Origin of the sequence: Streptomyces sp. NPDC079167, from assembly GCF_040686735.1 — a bacterium.
In the GTDB taxonomy this organism is placed as follows: domain Bacteria; phylum Actinomycetota; class Actinomycetes; order Streptomycetales; family Streptomycetaceae; genus Streptomyces.
The window spans coordinates 155,018-175,873 of the sequence record NZ_JBFBLO010000008.1 but is presented as its reverse complement, the minus strand read 5'-3'; the positions used below and the strand labels follow the sequence as shown (position 1 = coordinate 175,873).

At 69.7% G+C, this 20,856-nt stretch carries 17 protein-coding genes; 2 read left to right on the top strand and 15 right to left on the bottom strand.

Annotation, left to right across the window (positions count from 1 at the left end):
* Positions 1-3: 3 nt before the first annotated feature.
* The 12 genes from pgi to uvrA all read right to left on the bottom strand — a co-directional run bounded on the left by pgi (position 4) and on the right by uvrA (position 15,236).
* Positions 4-1,656, bottom strand: a complete 1,653-nt coding sequence (gene pgi, locus AB0P41_RS18790; RefSeq protein WP_356712136.1) for a glucose-6-phosphate isomerase — start codon at positions 1,654-1,656, stop codon at positions 4-6.
* A 156-nt stretch (positions 1,657-1,812) separates the two neighbouring features.
* On the bottom strand, positions 1,813-2,148 hold the full coding sequence (locus AB0P41_RS18785; protein ID WP_099176117.1) for an RNA polymerase-binding protein RbpA: 336 nt from the start codon (positions 2,146-2,148) through the stop codon (positions 1,813-1,815).
* 109 nt (positions 2,149-2,257) lie between these two features.
* Positions 2,258-2,494, bottom strand: a complete 237-nt coding sequence (secG, locus tag AB0P41_RS18780) for a preprotein translocase subunit SecG (RefSeq protein ID WP_031094498.1) — start codon at positions 2,492-2,494, stop codon at positions 2,258-2,260.
* Positions 2,495-2,607: 113 nt separating this feature from the next.
* Entirely contained in the window at positions 2,608-3,384 is a 777-nt protein-coding gene (gene tpiA, locus AB0P41_RS18775) for a triose-phosphate isomerase (protein ID WP_356712138.1), read from the bottom strand.
* Between the two features lie 6 nt (positions 3,385-3,390).
* A complete protein-coding gene (locus AB0P41_RS18770; RefSeq protein WP_365932979.1) occupies positions 3,391-4,602 on the bottom strand; it encodes a phosphoglycerate kinase in 1,212 nt (403 codons plus the stop codon).
* A 114-nt stretch (positions 4,603-4,716) separates the two neighbouring features.
* Positions 4,717-5,727, bottom strand: a complete 1,011-nt coding sequence (gene gap, locus AB0P41_RS18765; protein ID WP_356712143.1) for a type I glyceraldehyde-3-phosphate dehydrogenase — start codon at positions 5,725-5,727, stop codon at positions 4,717-4,719.
* 681 nt (positions 5,728-6,408) lie between these two features.
* On the bottom strand, positions 6,409-7,398 hold the full coding sequence (gene whiA, locus AB0P41_RS18760; protein WP_104789934.1) for a DNA-binding protein WhiA: 990 nt from the start codon (positions 7,396-7,398) through the stop codon (positions 6,409-6,411).
* Positions 7,389-8,423 carry a uridine diphosphate-N-acetylglucosamine-binding protein YvcK gene (yvcK, locus tag AB0P41_RS18755; protein WP_365932978.1) on the bottom strand — a complete coding sequence of 345 codons (1,035 nt, stop codon included), beginning with the start codon at positions 8,421-8,423 and terminating at the stop codon, positions 7,389-7,391. Before yvcK ends, whiA begins: the two co-directional genes overlap by 10 nt.
* On the bottom strand, positions 8,420-9,385 hold the full coding sequence (rapZ, locus tag AB0P41_RS18750) for an RNase adapter RapZ (RefSeq protein ID WP_356712147.1): 966 nt from the start codon (positions 9,383-9,385) through the stop codon (positions 8,420-8,422). Before rapZ ends, yvcK begins: the two co-directional genes overlap by 4 nt.
* A complete protein-coding gene (gene uvrC, locus AB0P41_RS18745) occupies positions 9,382-11,448 on the bottom strand; it encodes an excinuclease ABC subunit UvrC (RefSeq protein ID WP_365932977.1) in 2,067 nt (688 codons plus the stop codon). The genes rapZ and uvrC overlap by 4 nt, the downstream gene beginning before the upstream one ends.
* A gap of 77 nt (positions 11,449-11,525) precedes the next feature.
* Positions 11,526-11,954 carry a Rieske (2Fe-2S) protein gene (locus AB0P41_RS18740; RefSeq protein WP_356712151.1) on the bottom strand — a complete coding sequence of 143 codons (429 nt, stop codon included), beginning with the start codon at positions 11,952-11,954 and terminating at the stop codon, positions 11,526-11,528.
* A gap of 273 nt (positions 11,955-12,227) precedes the next feature.
* Complete coding sequence (gene uvrA / locus AB0P41_RS18735; RefSeq protein ID WP_365932975.1) at positions 12,228-15,236, bottom strand: excinuclease ABC subunit UvrA; 3,009 nt, start codon at positions 15,234-15,236, stop codon at positions 12,228-12,230.
* Between the two features lie 175 nt (positions 15,237-15,411).
* On the opposite strand from uvrA, the gene AB0P41_RS18730 reads away from it, so the two are divergent.
* Together AB0P41_RS18730 and AB0P41_RS18725 are read left to right on the top strand one after the other, a co-directional pair.
* Positions 15,412-16,101, top strand: a complete 690-nt coding sequence (locus AB0P41_RS18730) for a maleylpyruvate isomerase family mycothiol-dependent enzyme (protein ID WP_365932973.1) — start codon at positions 15,412-15,414, stop codon at positions 16,099-16,101.
* 10 nt (positions 16,102-16,111) lie between these two features.
* Positions 16,112-16,768, top strand: coding sequence for an MBL fold metallo-hydrolase (locus AB0P41_RS18725; RefSeq protein WP_356712157.1), 657 nt, complete (start codon positions 16,112-16,114; stop codon positions 16,766-16,768).
* Positions 16,769-16,834: 66 nt separating this feature from the next.
* Here AB0P41_RS18725 and AB0P41_RS18720 read toward each other — a convergent pair whose 3' ends face one another.
* The 3 genes from AB0P41_RS18720 to AB0P41_RS18710 form a co-directional block, all read right to left on the bottom strand.
* Positions 16,835-17,833 (bottom strand): TerC family protein, encoded by a 999-nt coding sequence (locus tag AB0P41_RS18720; RefSeq protein ID WP_356712160.1) that lies wholly within the window; start codon positions 17,831-17,833, stop codon positions 16,835-16,837.
* A 265-nt stretch (positions 17,834-18,098) separates the two neighbouring features.
* Positions 18,099-20,030, bottom strand: coding sequence for a TerD family protein (locus tag AB0P41_RS18715; RefSeq protein WP_365932971.1), 1,932 nt, complete (start codon positions 20,028-20,030; stop codon positions 18,099-18,101).
* A 124-nt stretch (positions 20,031-20,154) separates the two neighbouring features.
* Positions 20,155-20,733, bottom strand: coding sequence for a TerD family protein (locus AB0P41_RS18710; RefSeq protein WP_128847639.1), 579 nt, complete (start codon positions 20,731-20,733; stop codon positions 20,155-20,157).
* Positions 20,734-20,856 lie beyond the last annotated feature (123 nt).

The window sequence follows — 20,856 nt, the reverse complement described above, 5'->3', positions numbered from 1 at the left end:
CGCTCAGCGACCCCGCAGTGAGCGGTACGTCGAGACGAGCGCGGCGGTGGAGCTGTCCAGCTGTTCGCCGCCGGTGCCCTCGGTGAGGACCGGCTCGATCTTCTTGGCCAGGACCTTGCCGAGCTCGACGCCCCACTGGTCGAAGGAGTCGATGTTCCAGACGGCGCCCTGGACGAAGACCTTGTGCTCGTACAGCGCGATCAGCTGGCCGAGCACCGACGGGGTGAGGCGGTCCGCGAGGATCGTGGTCGTCGGGTGGTTGCCGCGGAACGTCTTGTGCGGCACGAGCTCCTCGGGCACACCCTCCGCGCGGACCTCCTCGGGCGTCTTGCCGAAGGCGAGGGCCTGGGTCTGCGCGAAGAAGTTGGCCATCAGCAGGTCGTGCTGGGCGATCAGCCCGGGCAGCAGGTCGTGGACCGGTGCGGCGAAGCCGATGAAGTCGGCCGGGATGATCTTGGTGCCCTGGTGGATCAGCTGGTAGTAGGCGTGCTGCCCGTTGGTGCCGGGGGTGCCCCAGACGACCGGTCCGGTCTCCCACTCCACCGGATCGCCGTCCCGGTCCACGGACTTGCCGTTGGACTCCATGTCCAGCTGCTGCAGGTACGCGGTGAACTTGGACAGATAGTGGCTGTAGGGCAGCACCGCGTGCGACTGGGCGTCGAAGAACTGGCCGTACCAGATGCCCAGCAGACCCAGCAGCAGCGGGGCGTTCTCCTCGGCAGGGGCGGTGCGGAAGTGCTCGTCGACGAGGTGGAAGCCGTCGAGCATCTCGCGGAACCGGTCCGGTCCGACGGCGATCATCAGCGACAGGCCGATCGCCGAGTCGAAGGAGTACCGCCCTCCGACCCAGTCCCAGAACTCGAACATGTTGGCCGTGTCGATGCCGAAGTCCGCGACCTTCTCGGCGTTGGTCGACAGCGCCACGAAGTGCTTGGCGACGGCTTCCTGACCGGCCCTCAGCTCGGTGAGCAGCCAGTCGCGGGCGGAGGTGGCGTTGGTGATGGTCTCGATCGTCGTGAACGTCTTGGACGCGACGATGAAGAGGGTCTCGGCCGGGTCGAGGCCCTGTACCGCCTCGTGGAGGTCGGCGCCGTCGACGTTCGACACGAAGCGGACGGTGAGCGAACGGTCCGTGAAGGAGCGCAGGACCTCGTACGCCATGGCGGGGCCGAGGTCCGACCCGCCGATACCGATGTTGACGATGTTCTTGATCGGCTTGCCGGTGTGGCCGGTCCACCCGCCCGACCGGATCCGGTCGGAGAAGGCGGCCATCCTGTCGAGGACGGCGTGCACGGCGGGCACCACGTTCTCACCGTCGACCTCGATCACGGCGTCCCGCGGCGCGCGGAGCGCGGTGTGCAGGACGGCGCGGTCCTCCGTCGTGTTGATCTTGTCGCCGCGGAACATGGCGTCCCGCAGCCCGGCGACGTCCGTGGCGGCCGCGAGCTCGCGCAGCAGCCGCAGCGTCTCGTCGGTGACCAGGTGCTTGGAGTAGTCGATGTGGAGGTCACCGACCCGGAGGGTGTACTGCTTCCCCCGGTCCGGCGCGTCCGCGAACAGCTGCCGCAGTTGTGTCCCCCCGAACTGCTCACGGTGCTTGCCGAGAGCCGTCCACTCGGACATCTGGTTGAGCTTGGTTCGGCTTTGTGCGTTCATCCCGGAAATCGCCCACTTCTCTCGTACCTGCAACCTTCCCCGCTGCCCCTCCAACCTAATTGATCAGGAGGGTCCGGCGGGGCACCGGCGAGCTGGTGGACGGCATACCGATTCCGGCCGGGCACCCAGGGGGTGACCGGCCGGTGAACAGAAGTCTCAGATCTCGCCGCGGAGTTTCGCGAGGGCCTCGGCGAGGATCGCCTCGCCGTCGGCGTCGCTGCGCCGCTCGCGCACGTACGCCAGGTGCGTCTTGTACGGCTCGGTGCGCGGCGGGGCCGGCGGGCTGTCCCGGTCCTGCCCGGCCGGGAAGCCGCAGCGCGGGCAGTCCCAGGTCTCCGGTACCTGCGCGTCATGGGCGAAGCTCGGCTGCGTCTCGTGCCCGTTCGAGCACCAGAAGGAGATGCGGGCCCGTGGCGCGGACTCGCCGCGCTCGGCCTCCCCCATCGGCCCCGCTCCGACCCGGCTTCCCCGGATCGCGTTGCCACTTGCCACGGTCGTAACTCCCTGCGTGATGGTGCTCGAAGATGCCCCAGTCTACGTAAGGCCCAACGCGCGTCCAGTGAAAGGAGTTACACCCTCACAAGGAATCGCGGACGGCGGGTCAGCTGTCCAGCTTGATGAGCAGAGCAAGGACGACAATGCACGCGAACCAGCCCAGACCGACCACGACGGTGATGCGGTCGAGGTTCCGCTCGGCGACCGAGGAGCCACCCACGGAGGACTGCATTCCACCACCGAACATGTCGGAAAGGCCGCCGCCCTTCCCCTTGTGCATCAGCACCAGCAGCATCAGCAGCAGGCTGAAGACGATCAGGGCGATCTCGAACGCCAAAACCACGGCTGGTCCCTACTTTCCGGAATTCCTAGGACTGCATGTACGAACAGCGGGGGCCCGGGGGTAGACCCCCCTCGGCCCCCGCAAGGGTACGACGGATCCGCGCTACCGCATACTCACTGGTCGCGGAAGCGGACGATCTTGACGAACTCGTCGGCGTCGAGTGCGGCGCCGCCGATGAGGGCACCGTCGACATCGGGCTGCGCCATGATGGCCGCGACGTTGCCCGACTTCACGGAGCCGCCGTACTGGATACGGACCGCGTCGGCCAGCTCCTGCGAGTACAGCTCGGCGAGACGGCCGCGGATCGCGCCGCAGACCTCCTGGGCGTCCTCGGGGGTGGCGACCTCGCCGGTCCCGATGGCCCAGACCGGTTCGTAGGCGATCACGATGGACTCGGCCTGCTCGGCCGGGATGTCCTTCAGCGCGCCGTCGAGCTGCGCCAGCGTGTAGGACACCTGGTCACCCGCCTTGCGGATGTCCAGGCCCTCGCCGACGCAGAGGATCGGGGTCAGGCCGTGCTTGTACGCGGCCTTCACCTTGGCGTTGCAGATCTCGTCGTTCTCGCCGTGGTACTGGCGGCGCTCGCTGTGGCCGACGGCCACGTACGTGCACTTCAGTTTGGCGAGCATCGGGCCGGAGATCTCACCGGTGTACGCGCCGGAGTCCTGGGCCGAGATGTCCTGGGCGCCGTACTTGATCTTCAGCTTGTCGCCGTCGACCAGCGTCTGCACGGAGCGCAGGTCGGTGAAGGGCGGCAGGACGGCGACCTCGACCGCGTCGTAGTCCTTGTCGGCCAGGGCGAAAGCGAGCTTCTGGACGTGTGCGATGGCCTCGAGGTGGTTGAGGTTCATCTTCCAGTTGCCCGCCATGAGCGGGGTGCGGGTGGTCATGAAAGGTCAGTCCTCCAGTGCGGCGAGGCCGGGAAGCGTCTTGCCCTCGAGGTATTCGAGGCTGGCGCCGCCACCGGTCGAGATGTGGCCGAATGCGTGCTCGTCGAAGCCCAGGATGCGGACGGCGGCCGCGGAGTCGCCGCCGCCGACGACACTGAAGGCCTCGGAGTCGACGAGGGCCTGGGCGACCGCCCTGGTGCCCTCGGCGAAGTCGGGGTGCTCGAAGACGCCCATCGGGCCGTTCCAGAAGACGGTGGCCGCGTCGGCGAGCTTCGAGGCGTACAGCTTGTTGGTCTCCGGGCCGTTGTCCAGCCCCATCGCGCCGGCGGGAATGGCGTCGGCGGAGACGGTGGCGGGGTTGCCCGGGGTCTTGGCCTTGAGGTCGGGGAACTGCTCCGAGACGACGACGTCGACGGGGAGCACGAACTCCACACCCTTCTCCTCGGCGCGCTCCAGGTATTCGAGCACCGCCGGGATCTGGTCCTCCTGGAGGAGGGAGCTGCCGACCTCGTACCCCTTGGCCTTGAGGAAGGTGTAGGCCATGCCGCCGCCGATGAGGATGCGGTCGGCCTTCTCCAGCAGGTGGTCGATGACACCGAGCTTGTCGGAGACCTTCGAGCCGCCGAGGACCACGGCGTAGGGGCGTGTGACGTCCTCGGTGAGCTTCTTCAGGACGCCGACCTCGGTGGCGATCAGGCTTCCGGCCGCGTGCGGCAGCCGGGCCGGGAGGTCGAAGACCGACGCGTGCTTGCGGTGGACGGCACCGAAGCCGTCGCCCACGTACACGTCGGCGAGCTCGGCGAGCTGATCGGCGAAGGCGCCGCGCTCGGCGTCGTCCTTCGACGTCTCGCCGGCGTTGAAGCGGAGGTTCTCGATGACGGCGACCTGGCCGTCGGTGAGGGCGGCGACCGTGGAGCGGGCGGACTCGCCGACGGTGTCGCTCGCGAAGGCGACCTCGGCACCGAGCAGCTCGCCCAGGCGCGCGGCGGCGGGCGCGAGCGAGAAGGCCGGGTCCGGGGCGCCCTTGGGGCGGCCCAGGTGCGAGGCGACGACGACACGCGCGCCGGCTTCGGCGAGCCGGGCGATCGTCGGCCGGACGGCGCGGATGCGGCCGTCATCGGTGATCGTGGTGCCGTCCAGCGGCACGTTGAGGTCGGCGCGGACGAATACCCGCTTGCCCGCGACCCCTTCGTCGAGAAGTTCGTCGATCGTCTTCATCTCTGTTCCCATACTCCTTGGAAGGACGGATGAGCATGCGAGGGGGCTCGGACGGCGCCGCGTCGCGCCGTCCGAGCCCCTCACATCACACCTGGATGCCTGTCGATCCTAGGATCAGAGCTGGCCGCCGACGAAGACGGTCAGGTCGACGAGGCGGTTGGAGTAACCCCACTCGTTGTCGTACCAGCCGAGGATCTTCACCGAGTTGCCCTCCTGGACCATGGTCAGGGAGGAGTCGAAGGTGCAGGACGACGGGTCGCCGACGATGTCCGAGGACACGATCGGGTCCTCGGTGTAGGTCAGGAAGCCCTTGAGGTCGCCGTCGTCGGACGCCTTCTTGAACGCGGCGTTGACCTCGTCCTTGGTGACCTCGCGCTGCAGGGTCACGACGAGGTCGGTGGCGGAGCCGGTCGGGACCGGGACGCGCATCGCGATGCCGTCGAGCTTGCCCTTGAGCTGCGGGAGGACCAGGGCGGTCGCCTTGGCGGCGCCCGTCGTGGTCGGGATGATGTTCTCGGCGGCGGCGCGGGCGCGACGCAGGTCCGAGTGCGGGAAGTCCAGGATGCGCTGGTCGTTCGTGTACGCGTGGACCGTCGTCATCAGACCCTTGACGATGCCGAAGTTCTCGTCGAGAACCTTGGCCATCGGCGCCACGCAGTTGGTGGTGCAGGACGCGTTGGAGATGACGTGGTGGTTGGCCGCGTCGTACTTGTCCTGGTTGACGCCCATCACGATGGTGATGTCCTCGTCCTTGGCCGGAGCCGAGATGAGGACCTTCTTGGCGCCGCCGGTGATGTGCTTCTCGGCGTCGGCCTTCTTGGTGAAGATGCCGGTCGACTCGATGACGATGTCGACGCCCAGCTCACCCCAGGGGATGTCGGCCGGGTTGCGCTCGGAGAGCACCTTGATGGTGTGACCGTCGACGGTGATGGTGTCGGCGGTGTGGCTGACCTCTGCCTTGAGACGACCCAGAATGGTGTCGTACTTCAGCAGGTGAGCCGTGGTCGCAGTGTCACCCAGGTCGTTGACAGCCACGATCTCGATGTCCGCACCCTGCTCCAGCAGCGCGCGGAAGTAGTTACGACCGATGCGGCCAAAGCCGTTGATGCCTACGCGGATCGTCACGAACCGATCTCCTCGTTAGGAACGCCGGTTTCGATGCCGGCGAGTTTTATAGGGATGTCCCCGACCGCCTCCGACCCTACCTCTCCGAAGGCTCCGGAGTGACATCGAGAGCGGTGGTGTGAAAGGGGATCCCCTTACTCCCGGGTAGGAGTAAGGGGTTCCGGTAGGCGGAACCAGCTGAACCGGTCGCCGCGCCACCCGGTCACCGAGTGTCAACACCCGCCGCGGCCGGGCCTCTTGCGGCGTGAGGGCGGTCAGCGCCCCCTGTCACCGGGTGTCACCGGCGCCCGCCCGGTCATCGCGGTTTTGTCGGCCACGGGCGGCGGCAAACCCTTTTTCCGTGGCGCATTTACCGCAGTACGCCGAGGCAGCCCGCAAGCCGGATGCTCAATTGTGCGGAGCGGTACTCAATCGATGAAAATGGCAGGCCAACTGCAACTTCCGGCGGACGCGGGCGGCGGAACCGAGGAGACCAGCCGCTCAATCGTGCGGGTCGGTGCTCGAAAGACATTAGGGAAAGGCTCCGCGTCTCCCATGGAAGGCTCATGAATCCGGCCAGGGAGAAATACTGCCGCCCATGGCCTTCCAGAGCCGGCTCCCGGCCCGCGCGCTTCCGCCGCCGGAAGGCGGCAGGGCCCCGGCACGCGCCCTGAGGGGGCTGCCGGGGCCCTGCCGCGGCTCTCAGCCCACCAGGCCGTCGGCCAGTTCCTCGCTGAGGGTCGATTCCGTGCCGGGGATACCCAGGTCCTGGGCCCGCTTGTCGGCCATGGCCAGCAGACGCCTGATCCGGCCCGCGACCGCGTCCTTGGTCAGCGGCGGGTCGGCAAGCGCTCCCAGCTCCTCCAGGGATGCCTGCTTGTGCTCCATGCGCAGCCGTCCGGCCGCCGCGAGGTGTTCCGGGACCTCCTCGCCCAGGATCTCCAGCGCGCGCCCCACCCGAGCGCCCGCGGCGACCGCCGCGCGGGCGGAGCGGCGGAGGTTGGCGTCGTCGAAGTTGGCGAGCCGGTTGGCCGTGGCGCGCACCTCGCGCCGCATCCGGCGCTCCTCCCAGGCGAGCACCGCGTCATGGGCTCCCAGCCGGGTCAGCAGCGCGCCGATCGCGTCCCCGTCACGGACGACGACACGGTCCACACCCCGCACCTCGCGCGCCTTGGCGGCGATGGAGAGCCTGCGGGCCGCACCCACCAGGGCCAGGGCGGCCTCCGGGCCGGGGCAGGTCACCTCCAGCGAGGAGGAGCGGCCCGGCTCGGTGAGCGAACCGTGGGCCAGGAAGGCTCCCCGCCAGGCGGCCTCCGCGTCGCAGGTGGCCCCCGAGACCACCTGCGGGGGGAGGCCCCGGATGGGTCGGCCACGGCCGTCCACCAGGCCGGTCTGGCGGGCCAGCTGGTCGCCGCCCGCCACCACGCGTACGACGAAGCGCGAGCCGCGCCGCAGTCCGCCAGGGGCCATCACGATGAGCTCCGAGCTGTGCCCGAAGATCTCCAGGATGTCCCGCTTCAGCCGACGTGCCGCGCTCCCCGTGTCCAGCTCGGCCTCGATCACGATCCGGCCGCTCACCAGGTGCAGCCCGCCCGCGAACCGGAGAATCGCCGAGACCTCTGCCTTTCTGCAGCAGGTCCGGGTCACGGGAAGCCGAGAGATTTCGTCCTTCACCGCTGGCGTCATCGCCATGGGCCGATCCTTCCATGCATCCGAAAAATACGGTCGTACGCGGCGGCCAACAGCTCCGGATCATGAATCGGAACGCCGTCGGGTGAGGCCACGGGGGCCAGCTCGACCGCGGCTCCGAGCCGCTGTGCGGCGTCGGCGAGGGACTCGCGGTCGGGCACGGCGGCCTCGTCGGCCAGCACCACGTCCATGGCGAGTTTAGGGGCGTGTCGTCCCAAAACCTCCAAATGACGCTGCGGTGAGAACCCTTCTGTTTCACCGGGCTGTGGTGCGAGGTTCAGCGAGAGGACCTTACGGGCCTTCGTGGTCACCAGTGCGTCGAGCAGCTCCGGGACCAGCAGATGCGGAATCACGGAGGAAAACCAGGACCCTGGGCCCAGAACCACCCAATCGGCGTCGAGAACGGCTGCGACCGCCTCGGGAACCGCAGGCGGATCGACCGGCACGACGTGGACCGACTGGACCTCCCCCGGGGTCAGCGCCACCGTCGCCTGTCCGCGCACGGTGACCGTCTCGTCGGGGCGCGCCGGGTCGTGCCCCCGTACGAGGGCCTGGAGCTCCAGGGGGACGGCGGACATCGGCAGGACCCTGCCGTGGGCTCCGAGCAGCTTGCCGACCAGGTCGAGGGCCTGGACGTGGTCGCCCAGCTGCTCCCAGAGGGCGACGATGAGCAGATTGCCCACCGCGTGCTCGTGCAGGTCGCCCTTGGACTCGAAACGGTGCTGGATGACCTGGGCCCAGGTCTGGCCCCACTCGTCGTCCCCGCAGAGTGCGGCGAGCGCCTTGCGCAGGTCGCCCGGCGGGAGGACGCCGAGCTCCTCACGGAGCCGGCCGCTGGAACCGCCGTCGTCGGCGACGGTCACGACGGCCGTGAGATCGCCGGTGATCCGGCGCAGCGCCGTGAGCGAGGCCGAGAGGCCCATGCCGCCGCCGAGGGCGACGACCTTGGGCTGCGCGCCGCGCTTACGGCCGGAGAGCGCGGCCGTGGCCCTGCTCAGCCTGCGCTGACGCAGATTGCGACTGGTCACTCGCGCCCCATGTCCCGGTGGACGAGGACGGTCTCGATCCCTTCGGTCGCGAGACGGGCGGACAGCTTCTCCGACATCGCGACGGAGCGGTGCTTGCCGCCCGTGCATCCGACGGCGATGGTCACGTAGCGCTTGCCCTCACGACGGTAACCGGCGGCGATGAGCTGGAGCAGCTCGGTGTACTGGTTGAGGAATTCCTTGGCCCCCGGCTGGTCGAAGACGTAGTCGGACACCTCCTCGTTGAGCCCGGTGAAGGGGCGGAGCTCCGGGACCCAGTGCGGATTCGGCAGGAAGCGGCAGTCGACGACGAGGTCGGCGTCGACCGGCAGCCCGTACTTGTAGCCGAACGACATGACGGTCGCCCGCAGCTCCGGCTCCTCGTCGCCGGCGAACTGCGCGTCCATCTTGGCCCGCAGCTCGTGCACGTTGAGGCTGGACGTGTCGATGACGAGGTCGGCGTCGCCGCGCAGCTCACGCAGCAGGTCGCGCTCGGCCGCGATGCCGTCGACGATGCGGCCGTCGCCCTGGAGCGGGTGCGGACGGCGGACCGATTCGAAACGGCGTACGAGGGCGTCGTCGGAGGACTCGAGGAAGACGATCCGCCGGGTGACGTGCTTGGCCTCCAGGTCCGCGAGGGACTCCCGGAGGTTGTCGAAGAAGCGGCGGCCCCGTACGTCGACGACGACGGCGATGCGGGCGACGTTGCCCTGGGACCGGGCGCCGAGCTCCACCATCGTGGGGATCAGCGCGGGCGGCAGGTTGTCGACGACGAACCAGCCGAGGTCCTCCAGGCACTTGGCGGCGGTGCTGCGCCCGGCGCCCGACATACCGGAGATGATCACCAGCTCGGGGATGGCGGGCGGGGTGGCCTCGGCCTTCTCCGTGGTGCTTCCCGTGCTCATGTGTGCTGCTCCGTCTGCTCGGCCGCGTTCGTTCTGCTGTTCGTGCGTGTGCTCGGTCATGTCCTGCTGCCCCCGTCGTCCTCTTCGATGATCTCTCCAGTGGCGGTGTTCACGGCGGGCGCGGCCGGGGCGGCCGCGGCGAACGCGGCGGCCACCGATTCCGCGGTCCTGCGCCCTATCCCCGGCACCCCGCAGATCTCGTCGATTGTCGCCTGCCGCAGCTTCTTGACGGAGCCGAAGTGCTTGATCAGTGCCTGCTTGCGGGTCTCACCGAGGCCCGGGACGTCGTCCAGGGGGCTGCTGCGGATGCGCTTGGCCCGCTTGGCCCGCTGGTAGGTGATGGCGAAACGGTGCGCCTCGTCCCGGATGCGCTGGAGGAGATAGAGGCCCTCGCTGGAGCGGGGCAGGACCACCGGATCGTCGTCGTCGGGCAGCCAGACCTCTTCGAGGCGCTTCGCGAGACCGCAGACGGCGATGTCGTCGATGCCCAGCTCGTCCAGCGCGCGCTTGGCGGCGGCCACCTGGGGCTGCCCTCCGTCCACGACGACGAGCTGGGGCGGGTAGGCGAAGCGCTTGGGCCGGCCGTCGTCCTCGCGGGGCTCCTCCCGAACGGGGTCGGACGCCTCGGGGCCGGGGACGGGCGCGGCGGGTGCGGGGACGGGCGCCCCGGGTGCGGGGACCGGGCCGGTGGGCGCCGGGGTCTCCTCCCACTCCCCCGTCCGCTCCTTCTCCTGGAGGTAGCGCCTGAAGCGGCGGCCGATGACCTCGTGCATCGACCGGACGTCGTCCTGGCCCTCGAAGCCCTTGATCTGGAAGCGGCGGTACTCGCTCTTGCGTGCGAGGCCGTCCTCGAAGACCACCATCGACGCGACCACGTCGTCACCCTGGAGGTGCGAGATGTCGAAGCACTCGACGCGCAGCGGGGCGGCCCCGAGGCCGAGCGCCTCGGCGATCTCCTCCAGGGCACGCGAGCGCGTCGTGAGGTCGGAGGCGCGCTTGGTCTTGTGCAGCCCCAGCGCCTGCTGGGCGTTGCGCTGGACCGTGCCCATCAGGTCCTTCTTGTCGCCCCGCTGCGGAATGCGCAGGCTGACCTGGGCCCCCCGGCGGCGCGCGAGCCACTCGGACACGGCGTCGGGGTCCTCGGGGAGCGCAGGGACCAGCACCTCCTTGGGGACGGAGTCGCCCGACTCCTCCCCGTAGAGCTGCTGGAGCGCGTGCTCGACGAGGCCCGCCGTGTCGACGGCCTCCACCTTGTCGGTGACCCAGCCGCGCTGGCCCCGCACCCGTCCGCCGCGGACGTGGAAGATCTGGACCGCCGCTTCGAGCTCGTCCTCGGCGACGGCGATGAGGTCGGCGTCGGTGGCGTCGGCGAGGACGACGGCGCTCTTCTCCATGGCCCTCTTCAGCGCCTCCGCGTCGTCGCGCAGCCGGGCCGCCCGCTCGTACTCCATCTCCTCGGCCGCCTGCATCATGTCCTTCTCCAGGCGGCGGATGTACGTCCCTGTGCGGCCTGCCATGAAGTCGCAGAAGTCCTCGGCCAGGTCCCGGTGCTCCTCGGGGGTGACACGCCCGACGCACGGGGCGGAGCACTTGCCGATGTAGCCGAGGAGGCAGGGGCGGCCGGTCCGCTCGGCGTTCTTGAAGACACCGGCGGAACAGGTGCGCACGGGGAAGACCCGGAGCATCAGGTCGACGGTCTCGCGGATGGCCCAGGCGTGCCCGTACGGGCCGAAGTAGCGCACGCCCTTCTTCTTGGCGCCGCGCATGACCTGGACGCGGGGGAAGTCCTCGTTGAGCGTGACCGCGAGGTAGGGATAGCTCTTGTCGTCGCGGTACTTGACGTTGAACCGGGGGTCGAACTCCTTGATCCAGGTGTACTCCAGCTGGAGCGCCTCGACCTCGGTGGAGACCACGGTCCATTCCACGGAAGCGGCCGTGGTGACCATCGTGCGGGTACGCGGGTGCAGACCGGCCAGGTCCTGGAAGTAGTTGGCCAGGCGCTGGCGCAGGTTCTTCGCCTTGCCGACGTAGATCACCCGGCGGTGCTCGTCGCGGAACTTGTAGACCCCCGGGGAGTCGGGGATCTGTCCCGGCTTGGGGCGGTAGCTGGAGGGGTCTGCCATGTCTCACACCCTACTTGCGGGCTGTGACAGAGCGGGATCTCCGGGGACCAGGATGCCCTCGACGGGCGGCGGCCCTGTCAGGCGTCGGGGCCCGCGACGAGCTTTCCGCCCTCGACCTTCAGCGGGACGGAGGGCAGCGGCACGGTGGCGGGGCCCTGCAGCGCCTTGCCCGTGGTCATGTCGAAGCGGCTGCCGTGGCACGGGCAGTTGCCCTCGTTGCCCTCGACCTTGTCCAGGAGGCAGCCGGCGTGGGTGCACTGCGCGCTGAAGGCCTTGTACTCCCCGGCGGCCTGGCAGCTCACGACGACCCGCTGCTCCCGGTAGAGCTTCGCCCCGCCGACCGGGACCTCGTCGGCGGCACCGAGCTCCACGGGCGCGGTGGGCGTGGGCGTCTGGGCGTGGCCGAGCTTGGACTCGGTCGAACAGGCCGCCGCTCCCAGCCCGGCCGCACCGGCGAGAGCGGCGCCCTTCAGAACGGTACGGCGGGCGGCGGGCAGGCCGGGCATGCGGTCTCCACTGGTCGGGGGGACAGAGAGCCGCCGTCACCGTCCGGGGCACCGGGTGCCACGGGATCCGGGCACGGGCCGCACCTGAAGGCATGGGCGACAGACCCGACGATACCGGCGGAGAACCCCGGTCCTTCGACCGGCCCCTGGAAGTGCGCGGGGCGGACGGAGGAGCCGGCGGGGACGGGAATGCCTGGCCGGGAGGCGGCGGACCCTCCGGGCAGGCGGGAAGGGGCGGCCCGCCCGGGCGGGCCGCCCCTTCCTCCGGAGGTGTCAGGCCTTCCGCGTGCGGGCCGTCTTCCTGGGCGCCGGCTGCTCGGCCGCCGCCCTCCTGGCCGTGGCCGTCTTGCGGGCCGTGGCCGTCTTCGCAGCGACGGCCTTCTTCGCGGGCGCCTTACGGGCCTTGCGAGCCGCCGGGACCACGGCCTCACCGATCCGGTCGGCGCCCAGGATCTCCTGGAGGAACTTCCCGGTGTGGCTGGCGGGCACCGAGGCGATGTGCTCCGGGGTGCCCTCGGCGACGACCAGGCCGCCGCCGTTGCCGCCCTCGGGGCCCATGTCGACGACCCAGTCGGCGGTCTTGACGACATCGAGGTTGTGCTCGATGACGATCACCGTGTTGCCCTTGTCGACCAGGCCCGAGAGGACCGAGATCAGCTTGCTGATGTCCTCGAAGTGCAGACCGGTCGTCGGCTCGTCCAGGACGTAGACCGTGCGGCCGGTGGAGCGCTTCTGCAGCTCGCTCGCGAGCTTCACCCGCTGGGCCTCGCCGCCGGAGAGCGTCGGCGCGGACTGGCCGAGCCGGACGTAGCCGAGGCCGACCTCGTTGAGCGTGCGGAGGTGGCGGGCGATCGTCGGGACGGCCTCGAAGAACTCCAGGCCCTCCTCGATCGGCATGTCCAGCACCTCGGCGATGGACTTGCCCTTGTAGTGGACCTCCAGGGTCTCCCGGTTGTAGCGCGCACCGTGGCAGACCTCGCACGGGACGTACACATCGGGCAGGAAGTTCATCTCGATCTTGATGGTGCCGTCGCCGGAGCAGTTCTCGCAGCGGCCGCCCTTGACGTTGAAGGAGAAGCGGCCCGGCAGATAGCCGCGCACCTTCGCCTCCATCGTCTCGGCGAACAGCCGGCGCACATGGTCGAAGACTCCGGTGTACGTCGCCGGGTTGGACCGGGGGGTCCGGCCGATCGGCGACTGGTCGACGTGGACGACCTTGTCGACGAGGTCGTCGCCGTCGACCCTGGTGTGCCGGCCGGGGACCGACTTGGCGCCGTTGAGCTCGCGTGCCAGGTGGGTGTAGAGGATGTCGTTGACCAGGGTCGACTTCCCCGAACCGGAGACGCCGGTGACCGCGGTGAGCACACCGAGCGGGAAGGACACGTCGATGTCCTGGAGGTTGTTCTCCCGGGCGCCGTGCACCGTGAGCCGGCGCTTCGGGTCGACGGGACGCCGGACGTCCGGCATCTCGATCTGCCTCTTGCCGGAGAGGTACTGGCCGGTGATCGACTCCTTGTTGGCCAGCAGTTCATCGAGCGAGCCGGAGTGGACGACCTTGCCGCCGTGCTCGCCCGCGCCGGGACCGATGTCGACGACCCAGTCGGCGACCTTGATGGTGTCCTCGTCGTGCTCGACGACGATGAGCGTGTTGCCCATGTCCCGCAGTCGGACCAGGGTCTCGATCAGCCGGTGGTTGTCGCGCTGGTGAAGGCCGATGGACGGCTCGTCCAGCACGTACAGCACGCCGACGAGCCCGGAACCGATCTGGGTGGCGAGCCGGATGCGCTGGGCCTCGCCGCCGGACAGGGTGCCCGCGGCGCGGTTCAGCGAGAGGTAGTCGAGGCCGACGTCGACGAGGAACCGCAGCCGCTCGTTGACCTCCTTGAGGACCCGCTCGGCGATCTTCTTGTCGCGGGCGTTCAGCTTGAGGCGGCCGAGGAACTCGGCGCACTCGCTGATGGACATCGCGGAGACCTCGGCGATGGACTTCTCCATCACCGTGACCGCGAGGACCAGGGGCTTGAGCCGGGTGCCCTCACAGGTCGGGCAGGCCACCTCGCGCATGTAGCCCTCGAAGCGCTCCCGGCTGGAGTCGCTCTCGGCCTCGGAGTGACGCCGCTTGACGTACTGGACGGCGCCCTCGAAGCGGGGGGTGGTGTAGGCGCGCTCGCGCCCGTACCTGTTGCGGTAGCGGACCTCGGTCTGGATCTTGTGGCCGTGCAGCAGAGCCTTCCTGGCGCGCTGCGGCAGTCCGGCCCACGGGATGTCCGTACGGAACCCGAGGGCGTCGGCCAGCGCGGTGATCTGGCGACCGAAGTACTCCTTGGTGTGGCCGTGCGACCAGGGGTGGATCGCACCCTCGTCCAGGGACTTGTCCTCGTCCGGGACGATCAGCTCCGGGTCGACCTCCATGCGCGTGCCGATGCCCGTGCAGTCGGGGCAGGCGCCGAAGGGGGAGTTGAAGGAGAAGGAGCGGGGCTCCAGCTCCTCGAAGGAGAGATCGTCGTACGGGCAGTAGAGGTGCTCGGAGTACATCCGCTCACGCTCGGGGTCGTCCGCCTCCAGGTCGACGAAGTCGAGCACGACCATGCCGCCGGAGAGGCCCAGCGCCGTCTCGACGGAGTCGGTCAGCCGGCGCTTGGCGCTGTCCTTGACCGTGAGGCGGTCGATGACCACCTCGATGGTGTGCTTCTCCTGCTTCTTCAGCGTGGGCGGCTCGGACAGCTGGATCGTCTCGCCGTCGACCCGCGCCCTGCTGTAGCCCTTGGTCTGGAGGTCGGCGAAGAGGTCGACGAACTCCCCCTTGCGCTCACGCACCAGCGGGGAGAGCACCTGGAAGCGGCTGCCCTCGGGCAGCCCGAGCACCTTGTCGACGATGGCCTGCGGCGACTGGCGCGCGATGGGCCTTCCGCACTCGGGGCAGTGCGGCTTGCCGATCCTGGCGAAGAGCAGCCGGAGGTAGTCGTAGACCTCGGTGATGGTGCCGACCGTCGAGCGCGGGTTGCGCGAGGTCGACTTCTGGTCGATGGAGACGGCGGGCGAGAGGCCTTCGATGAAGTCCACGTCCGGCTTGTCCATCTGGCCGAGGAACTGCCGGGCGTACGAGGAGAGCGACTCCACGTAGCGCCGCTGGCCCTCGGCGAAGATCGTGTCGAACGCGAGCGACGACTTGCCCGATCCGGAGAGCCCGGTGAAGACGATGAGGGAGTCACGGGGGAGATCGAGCGAGACGTTCTTCAGGTTGTGCTCGCGCGCGCCACGGACGATGAGACGGTCGGCCACGCCGGTCCGCACCTTTCTGGAGAGAAATGGGGGAACTGAGCCCTCGTCCCAGGGTATGGGGGGTGCCACAGCGATGTACGAAGCTTTCGACTCCGAGCGTATAGCACGCGCATTCGATTTACGGTCGAGCGGAGATACCATCACCCGAATGAGTGGCGGCGTCTACGCTCGGTCCATGACTGATCATGCGCGCGACCTGGAAGCTGTACGTGAAGCGACCGATCGGCTGCTCAGCGCCACGGGCAAGATGGACGACGGCGCCGTTGCCGAGCCGTCCCGTCTGCCGGGCTGGAGCCGCGGCCATGTTCTTGCCCACCTGTCACGTAACGCCGACGCCCTCGTAAATGTTCTCCAAGGGCGCCCGATGTACGCGAACAGCGAAACCCGGGACGCGGACATCGAACGCGACGCCTTCCGCCCGGTGGCCGAACACCTCGCTGACCTGCGGGCGAGCGGAACGGCCTTCCTCGCCGCCGCCGAGGCGCCGGCCGACCGGTCACGCATCGTCACCATGCGCAACGGTGTGACGGAGTCGGCTTCCCGGATCCCCTTCCGCCGCTGGGGCGAGGTCGAGCTGCACCACGTGGACCTCGCAGTGGGATACGAGCTGGAGGATCTGCCGGAGGAGTTCGTGACCCGCGAGAACGACTTCCTGGCGGAACGGTTCGCCGGGCACCCCGATGTCGTCCCCACGACAGCCGTCGCCCCGGACGGCCGGCTGTGGACCACGGGCGGGGGCGCCGACGGCGCTCCGGTCACGGTCCGGGGCACGGCCTCCGGCATCCTCGGCTGGCTCTCCGGACGCCGCGACGGCTCCGCGCTCACCGTGGAAGGCGGCAGCCTTCCCGCACTGCCGTCGCTATAGGCTGCGTCACATGACGTACAGCGGAACGGTCAAGGTCGGCGGAGCTGCGGACGTGCACGAGCTGACCGATCTGATGATCTCCAAGGTCGCCGTCGGACCGATGAACAACAACGCGTACCTGCTGCGCTGCCGGGCCACCGGCGAGCAGCTCCTGATCGACGCGGCCGCCGAGGCCGGGACACTCCTCCGGCTGATCGGCGAGGACGGCATCGCTTCCGTCGTGACGACGCACCGGCACGGCGACCACTGGCAGGCGCTGGGCGAGGTGGTGGCGGCCACCGGGGCGCGGACGTACGCCGGGAGGTACGACGCCGAGGGCATCCCCGTACCGACCGACGAGCTCGTGGAGGACGGCGGCACGGTCCGGGTGGGCCGGGTCTCGCTGACCGCGCGGCATCTGACCGGCCATACCCCGGGGTCGATCGCCCTGGTGTACGACGATCCGCACGGCGCCCCGCACCTGTTCACCGGGGACTGCCTCTTCCCCGGCGGCGTAGGCAATACGCACAAGGACCCGGAGGCGTTCGCGAGCCTGCTGCACGACGTGGAGACCAAGCTCTTCGGCCCGCTCCCGGACGAGACGTGGGTCTACCCGGGCCACGGCCACGACACCACGCTCGGTGCCGAGCGCCCGCACCTGCCGGAGTGGCGCGAGCGCGGCTGGTGAACCGCTGAACGTCCGACGGCCGGGTGCCCCTCGCGGGGCCCCGGCCGTCGGTGTGTCCGTCAGGCGCTACTTCTCCGCGCCGACGTTCTCGCTGTCGTCCTTCTGCCCGTCCTTCTCCACCGCGTCCTTCTTCCTGGTGGCGATAAGACTGGTGATCGTGGTGATCACCAGGACGCCGCAGATGACGGAGAGGGAGAACGGGATCGAGATCTCCGGGACGTGCACCCCGGACTCGTGCAGGGCGTGCAGCACCAGCTTGACGCCGATGAACCCGAGAATCACCGAGAGCCCGTAGCTGAGGTGGACCAGCTTCTTCAGCAGACCGCCGATGAGGAAGTACAGCTGACGCAGGCCCATCAGGGCGAACGCGTTGGCGGTGAAGACGATGTACGGGTCCTGGGTCAGTCCGAAGATCGCCGGGATGGAGTCCAGCGCGAACAGCACATCGGTGGTGCCGATGGCGAGCATGACCACCATCAAGGGGGTCAGGACGCGCTTGCCGTTGTTCCGGATGAAGAGCTTGGTCCCGTGGTACTTGTCCGCGACGCCGAAGCGGTGCTCGATCGACTTGAGGAGACGGTTCTCCTCGAACTCGTCCTCCTCCTCGCCGGCCCGCGCCTCCTGGATCAGCTTCCAGGCGGTGTAGATCAGGAACGCGCCGAAGATGTAGAAGACCCACGAGAAGTTGGCGATGACCGCGGCGCCTGCCGCGATGAAGATCGCTCGCAGCACCAGGGCGATCAGCACGCCGATGAGCAGCACCCGCTGCTGGAGGTGGGAGGGCACCGAGAACTTCGCCATGATCAGGACGAAGACGAAGAGGTTGTCCACACTGAGTGACTTCTCGGTGATGAAGCCGGCGAAGAATTCGCCCGAGGCCTGGCTTTCGCCGAAGACCAGCAGGCCGAGTCCGAAGAGCACGGCCAGGGCGATCCAGACGATGGTCCAGATTCCGGCTTCCTTGGTCGACACGTCATGGGGCTTGCGCCCGATGAAGAAGTCGACGGAGATGAGGGCGACGAGACCGAGAATGGTCAGCGCCCAGAGGGTCCATGAAACGTCCACTGCGCCTCCGGCAGTTCGCTACGGCTATAGATCAGCGTCGTCGCTGCCGGAGGTCTCTTCCACCCGGGAGCGCGGGATGCGCGCCGGGCCGACGCCCCGGGACCGGTCACAGTCCGTACTGACGGGAACGCCGCGATCGGGAGTACTCCCCTCCGCACCAAGAACAGTACATGAAGCACCAAGAAACGGTAAAGTCCGTGCCAAGCAGTGATCAAAATGCCAGGTCAGAGGCTCTACTCAGATACTTGACCTACCGTCACCCGGCTCAGGGGCGACCGCTTCGCCGCGCAGCGGCCACCAGCGCGAGCACCTGCTCCAGGACGCGGCTGCCCTGCGGCGCCCTCAGCGGCTCGTACGTCCACGCATGGCCGACCCACGGGTCTGCGAGGTGGTCGTCGGCCACCGGGGTGATCCGCAGCAGGGAACGCCACAGCGGGTCCAGCACCGGGCCGTAGGCGCGGGCGTCCTCGCGGTCGGCGACCATCAGCAGGTGCACGCCCACCGAGGGCCCCTCGTCGGCCAGATAACGCAGCTGGGTGACGGCCCTGTCGTCGAAGCCGTGCGGGAAGTCGTTGACGATCAGCAGGTGCTCCCCCGTGTCGAGGTCCGGGGGCAGCGCGTCCGCCGCGCCGGCCCTGATCGCCATCTGCACCAGATCGACTCGCCGGGTGAGGTGGGCGAGGACCGCGGACACGCCTTCAGCTCCGGCGGCGGGCGGCCCGGCGAGAACCCCGGAAGCGACCAGCGGGGTGAGCGGACCTGCCGCGGAACCGGCCGGGTCGATCACGTGTACGGAGAATTCGTCCGCCGGGTACACGGCGAGCAGCCGCGCGGCCAGGGCGACCGCGGTCTCCATGGCGAGCGTGCGCAGCTGGTCCCCGGCCGTCGCGGCAGCCGCCTCGGAGGCCGTACGCCCGCTGTCGACCCAGATCCCGCGTTCCAGGGGCAGCCGCACCAGCAGCGGGATCCGCAGGCCGATGCCCTCGGGCAGATGGAGGTCGCCGATGCGCAGGGCCATCGGAATCTCCATCGGGACGCGGTAGCCGTGCCAGACGGGGTTGCCCCAGCCGGCGTAGGCGGCGGGGAGGGCCGGTTCCACGACGGCGGACTCGGCGGCGAGCTGGGCGAGATCGCGTTCGAGCGCCTCGCGTGCGCGGCCGGTGAGCTCGTCGTGCTTGGCCCGCGCCGCCTCGCGGGCCCGGTCGCCGGTACCGCCGATGCGGCTGCGCGGATCGGACAGCGTCCGCTCGAGCTCCTGGTCCATCCGGGACTCGGCGAAGTCGACGGCGCTCCGGTAGGCGGCGACGGCGCGGGCCATGTCCTCGAACATGCCCCAGATCTGGTTGTAGAGCCGCTCGTCCATGGACCAGCCGGTGGCGTCCCCGGCGACGGGCTGCGCGGGCTGTCCCGGGGCGGCGGGCGGGGTCGCGGGGGGCGGCGGGGGTGGCGCCGAGGTCTGTCGCCGCGGGTGCGCGTAGCTGACCGGTCCGCCAGGTGCCTCGGGTTGCGGGAGCGCGGGGTCTGCGGGCGGTTCGGGTACCCGCGCCGAGGCGGGCGTCCCGCCGCCTCCGGTGGCCGCGGGGCCCGCCGGGTGGCGTACCCGCTCGCCCTCGGAGGCACGGGGCGGCGGGGGCACGGAGCGGGCGAGCCCGGAGGCGACCGCCTCCTGGATGGAGGCGGCAAGCTCCGCCGCCCCGGCCACACCCTGGTCGGCGAGCATCTCGGCGAGCCCCGCGGCATAGCCCTGGCCGACGGCACGGACCTTCCAGACCCCCTGGCGGCGGTAGAGCTCCAGTGCCGACACGGCGGACTCGGTGTCCAGACCGGTGAGGGTGAACGTGGCGATCTCGGTGCCGTCGAGTCCGGTGACGGCGACGAAGGGAGCGGCCACCGCACCGAATCTGCCCGGGCGCCCGGCTCCGACGGGCAGGGCGAGGAGCACGGTGACGCGGTGCACCGAGTCGGGCAGGGCGTCCAGGTCCACGGCCAGCCGGTGGTCGGCCGCGGCCTGCCGCGACACCTCGAGTCCCGGCACCCGGTGCGACGCGGGGTGGGCGATCCACTCGGCGCCCCGGACGGTGCCCCGCTCGTCCCCGAGCGTGGCCCCGGCCACGACGGGCGAGCCCGCCGACACCCTGATCTCCAGACGCGTCTGGGGCAAGGTGTGGTTCTGCCCCCGGATCAGCTCGGCCGTCATTGCCCTGTCCCCTCGACGTTCGGTGTGGCGCGCCCTGCCATGGGCGCAGCTCCCGGCGGCGGGTGCCTCCGGGAGCTGCTCGTACGGTTCTGCGGGCCGGTTGCCGCCCGTGCCCTTGCCGCGTCTACAGGTGCGGCAGGATCGACGGCATCAGGTCCTGGAACGTACGGCCGTTGGCCGGGTTGCCCAGGGCCGTCATCTGCCATCCGCTGCCCGCGCGGTGCACCTTCGCCATGATCTGTGCCGTGTACTGGCCGCCGCCGTCCAGCGTGTAGCGGGCGAGCTCCTGGCCGTTGGTCTCGTCGACGATGCGGCAGAAGGCGTTCTGCACCTCCTGGAACGTCTGGCCGGTGAACGAGTTCACCGTGAAGACGATCTGGTCGATGTGGACCGGGACCCGCTGCAGGTCGACGAGGATCGCCTCGTCGTCGCCGCCCGAGCCGGCTCCGCCGACCAGGTTGTCGCCGGTGTGCTTGACCGAGCCGTCGTCGCTGACGAGGTGGCGGAAGAACACGACGTCCACGGGCTGCTTGTCGGCGAAGAGCACCGCCGAGGCGTCCAGGTCGATCTCACGGGTACGGGAGCCGAAGAGCCCCCGGCGCGGGGCCGCCTGCCAGCCGAGCCCCATCCGTACCGCGGTCAGGGTCCCCCCGTCGCTCTTCTGCAGGTTGATGGCCTGGCCCTTGGTCATGTTGACCGTCACGCGCTGTCCCCTCTCCGCTTGCCCCGCAACCCTCGGTGTGCGGTTTCCGAGCACCCTACGCAGTCCCCGCAGGCGGGAAGAGCCGTGGGCCGTTTTTGTGTCGGTCCTGCAACACTGCGTGCC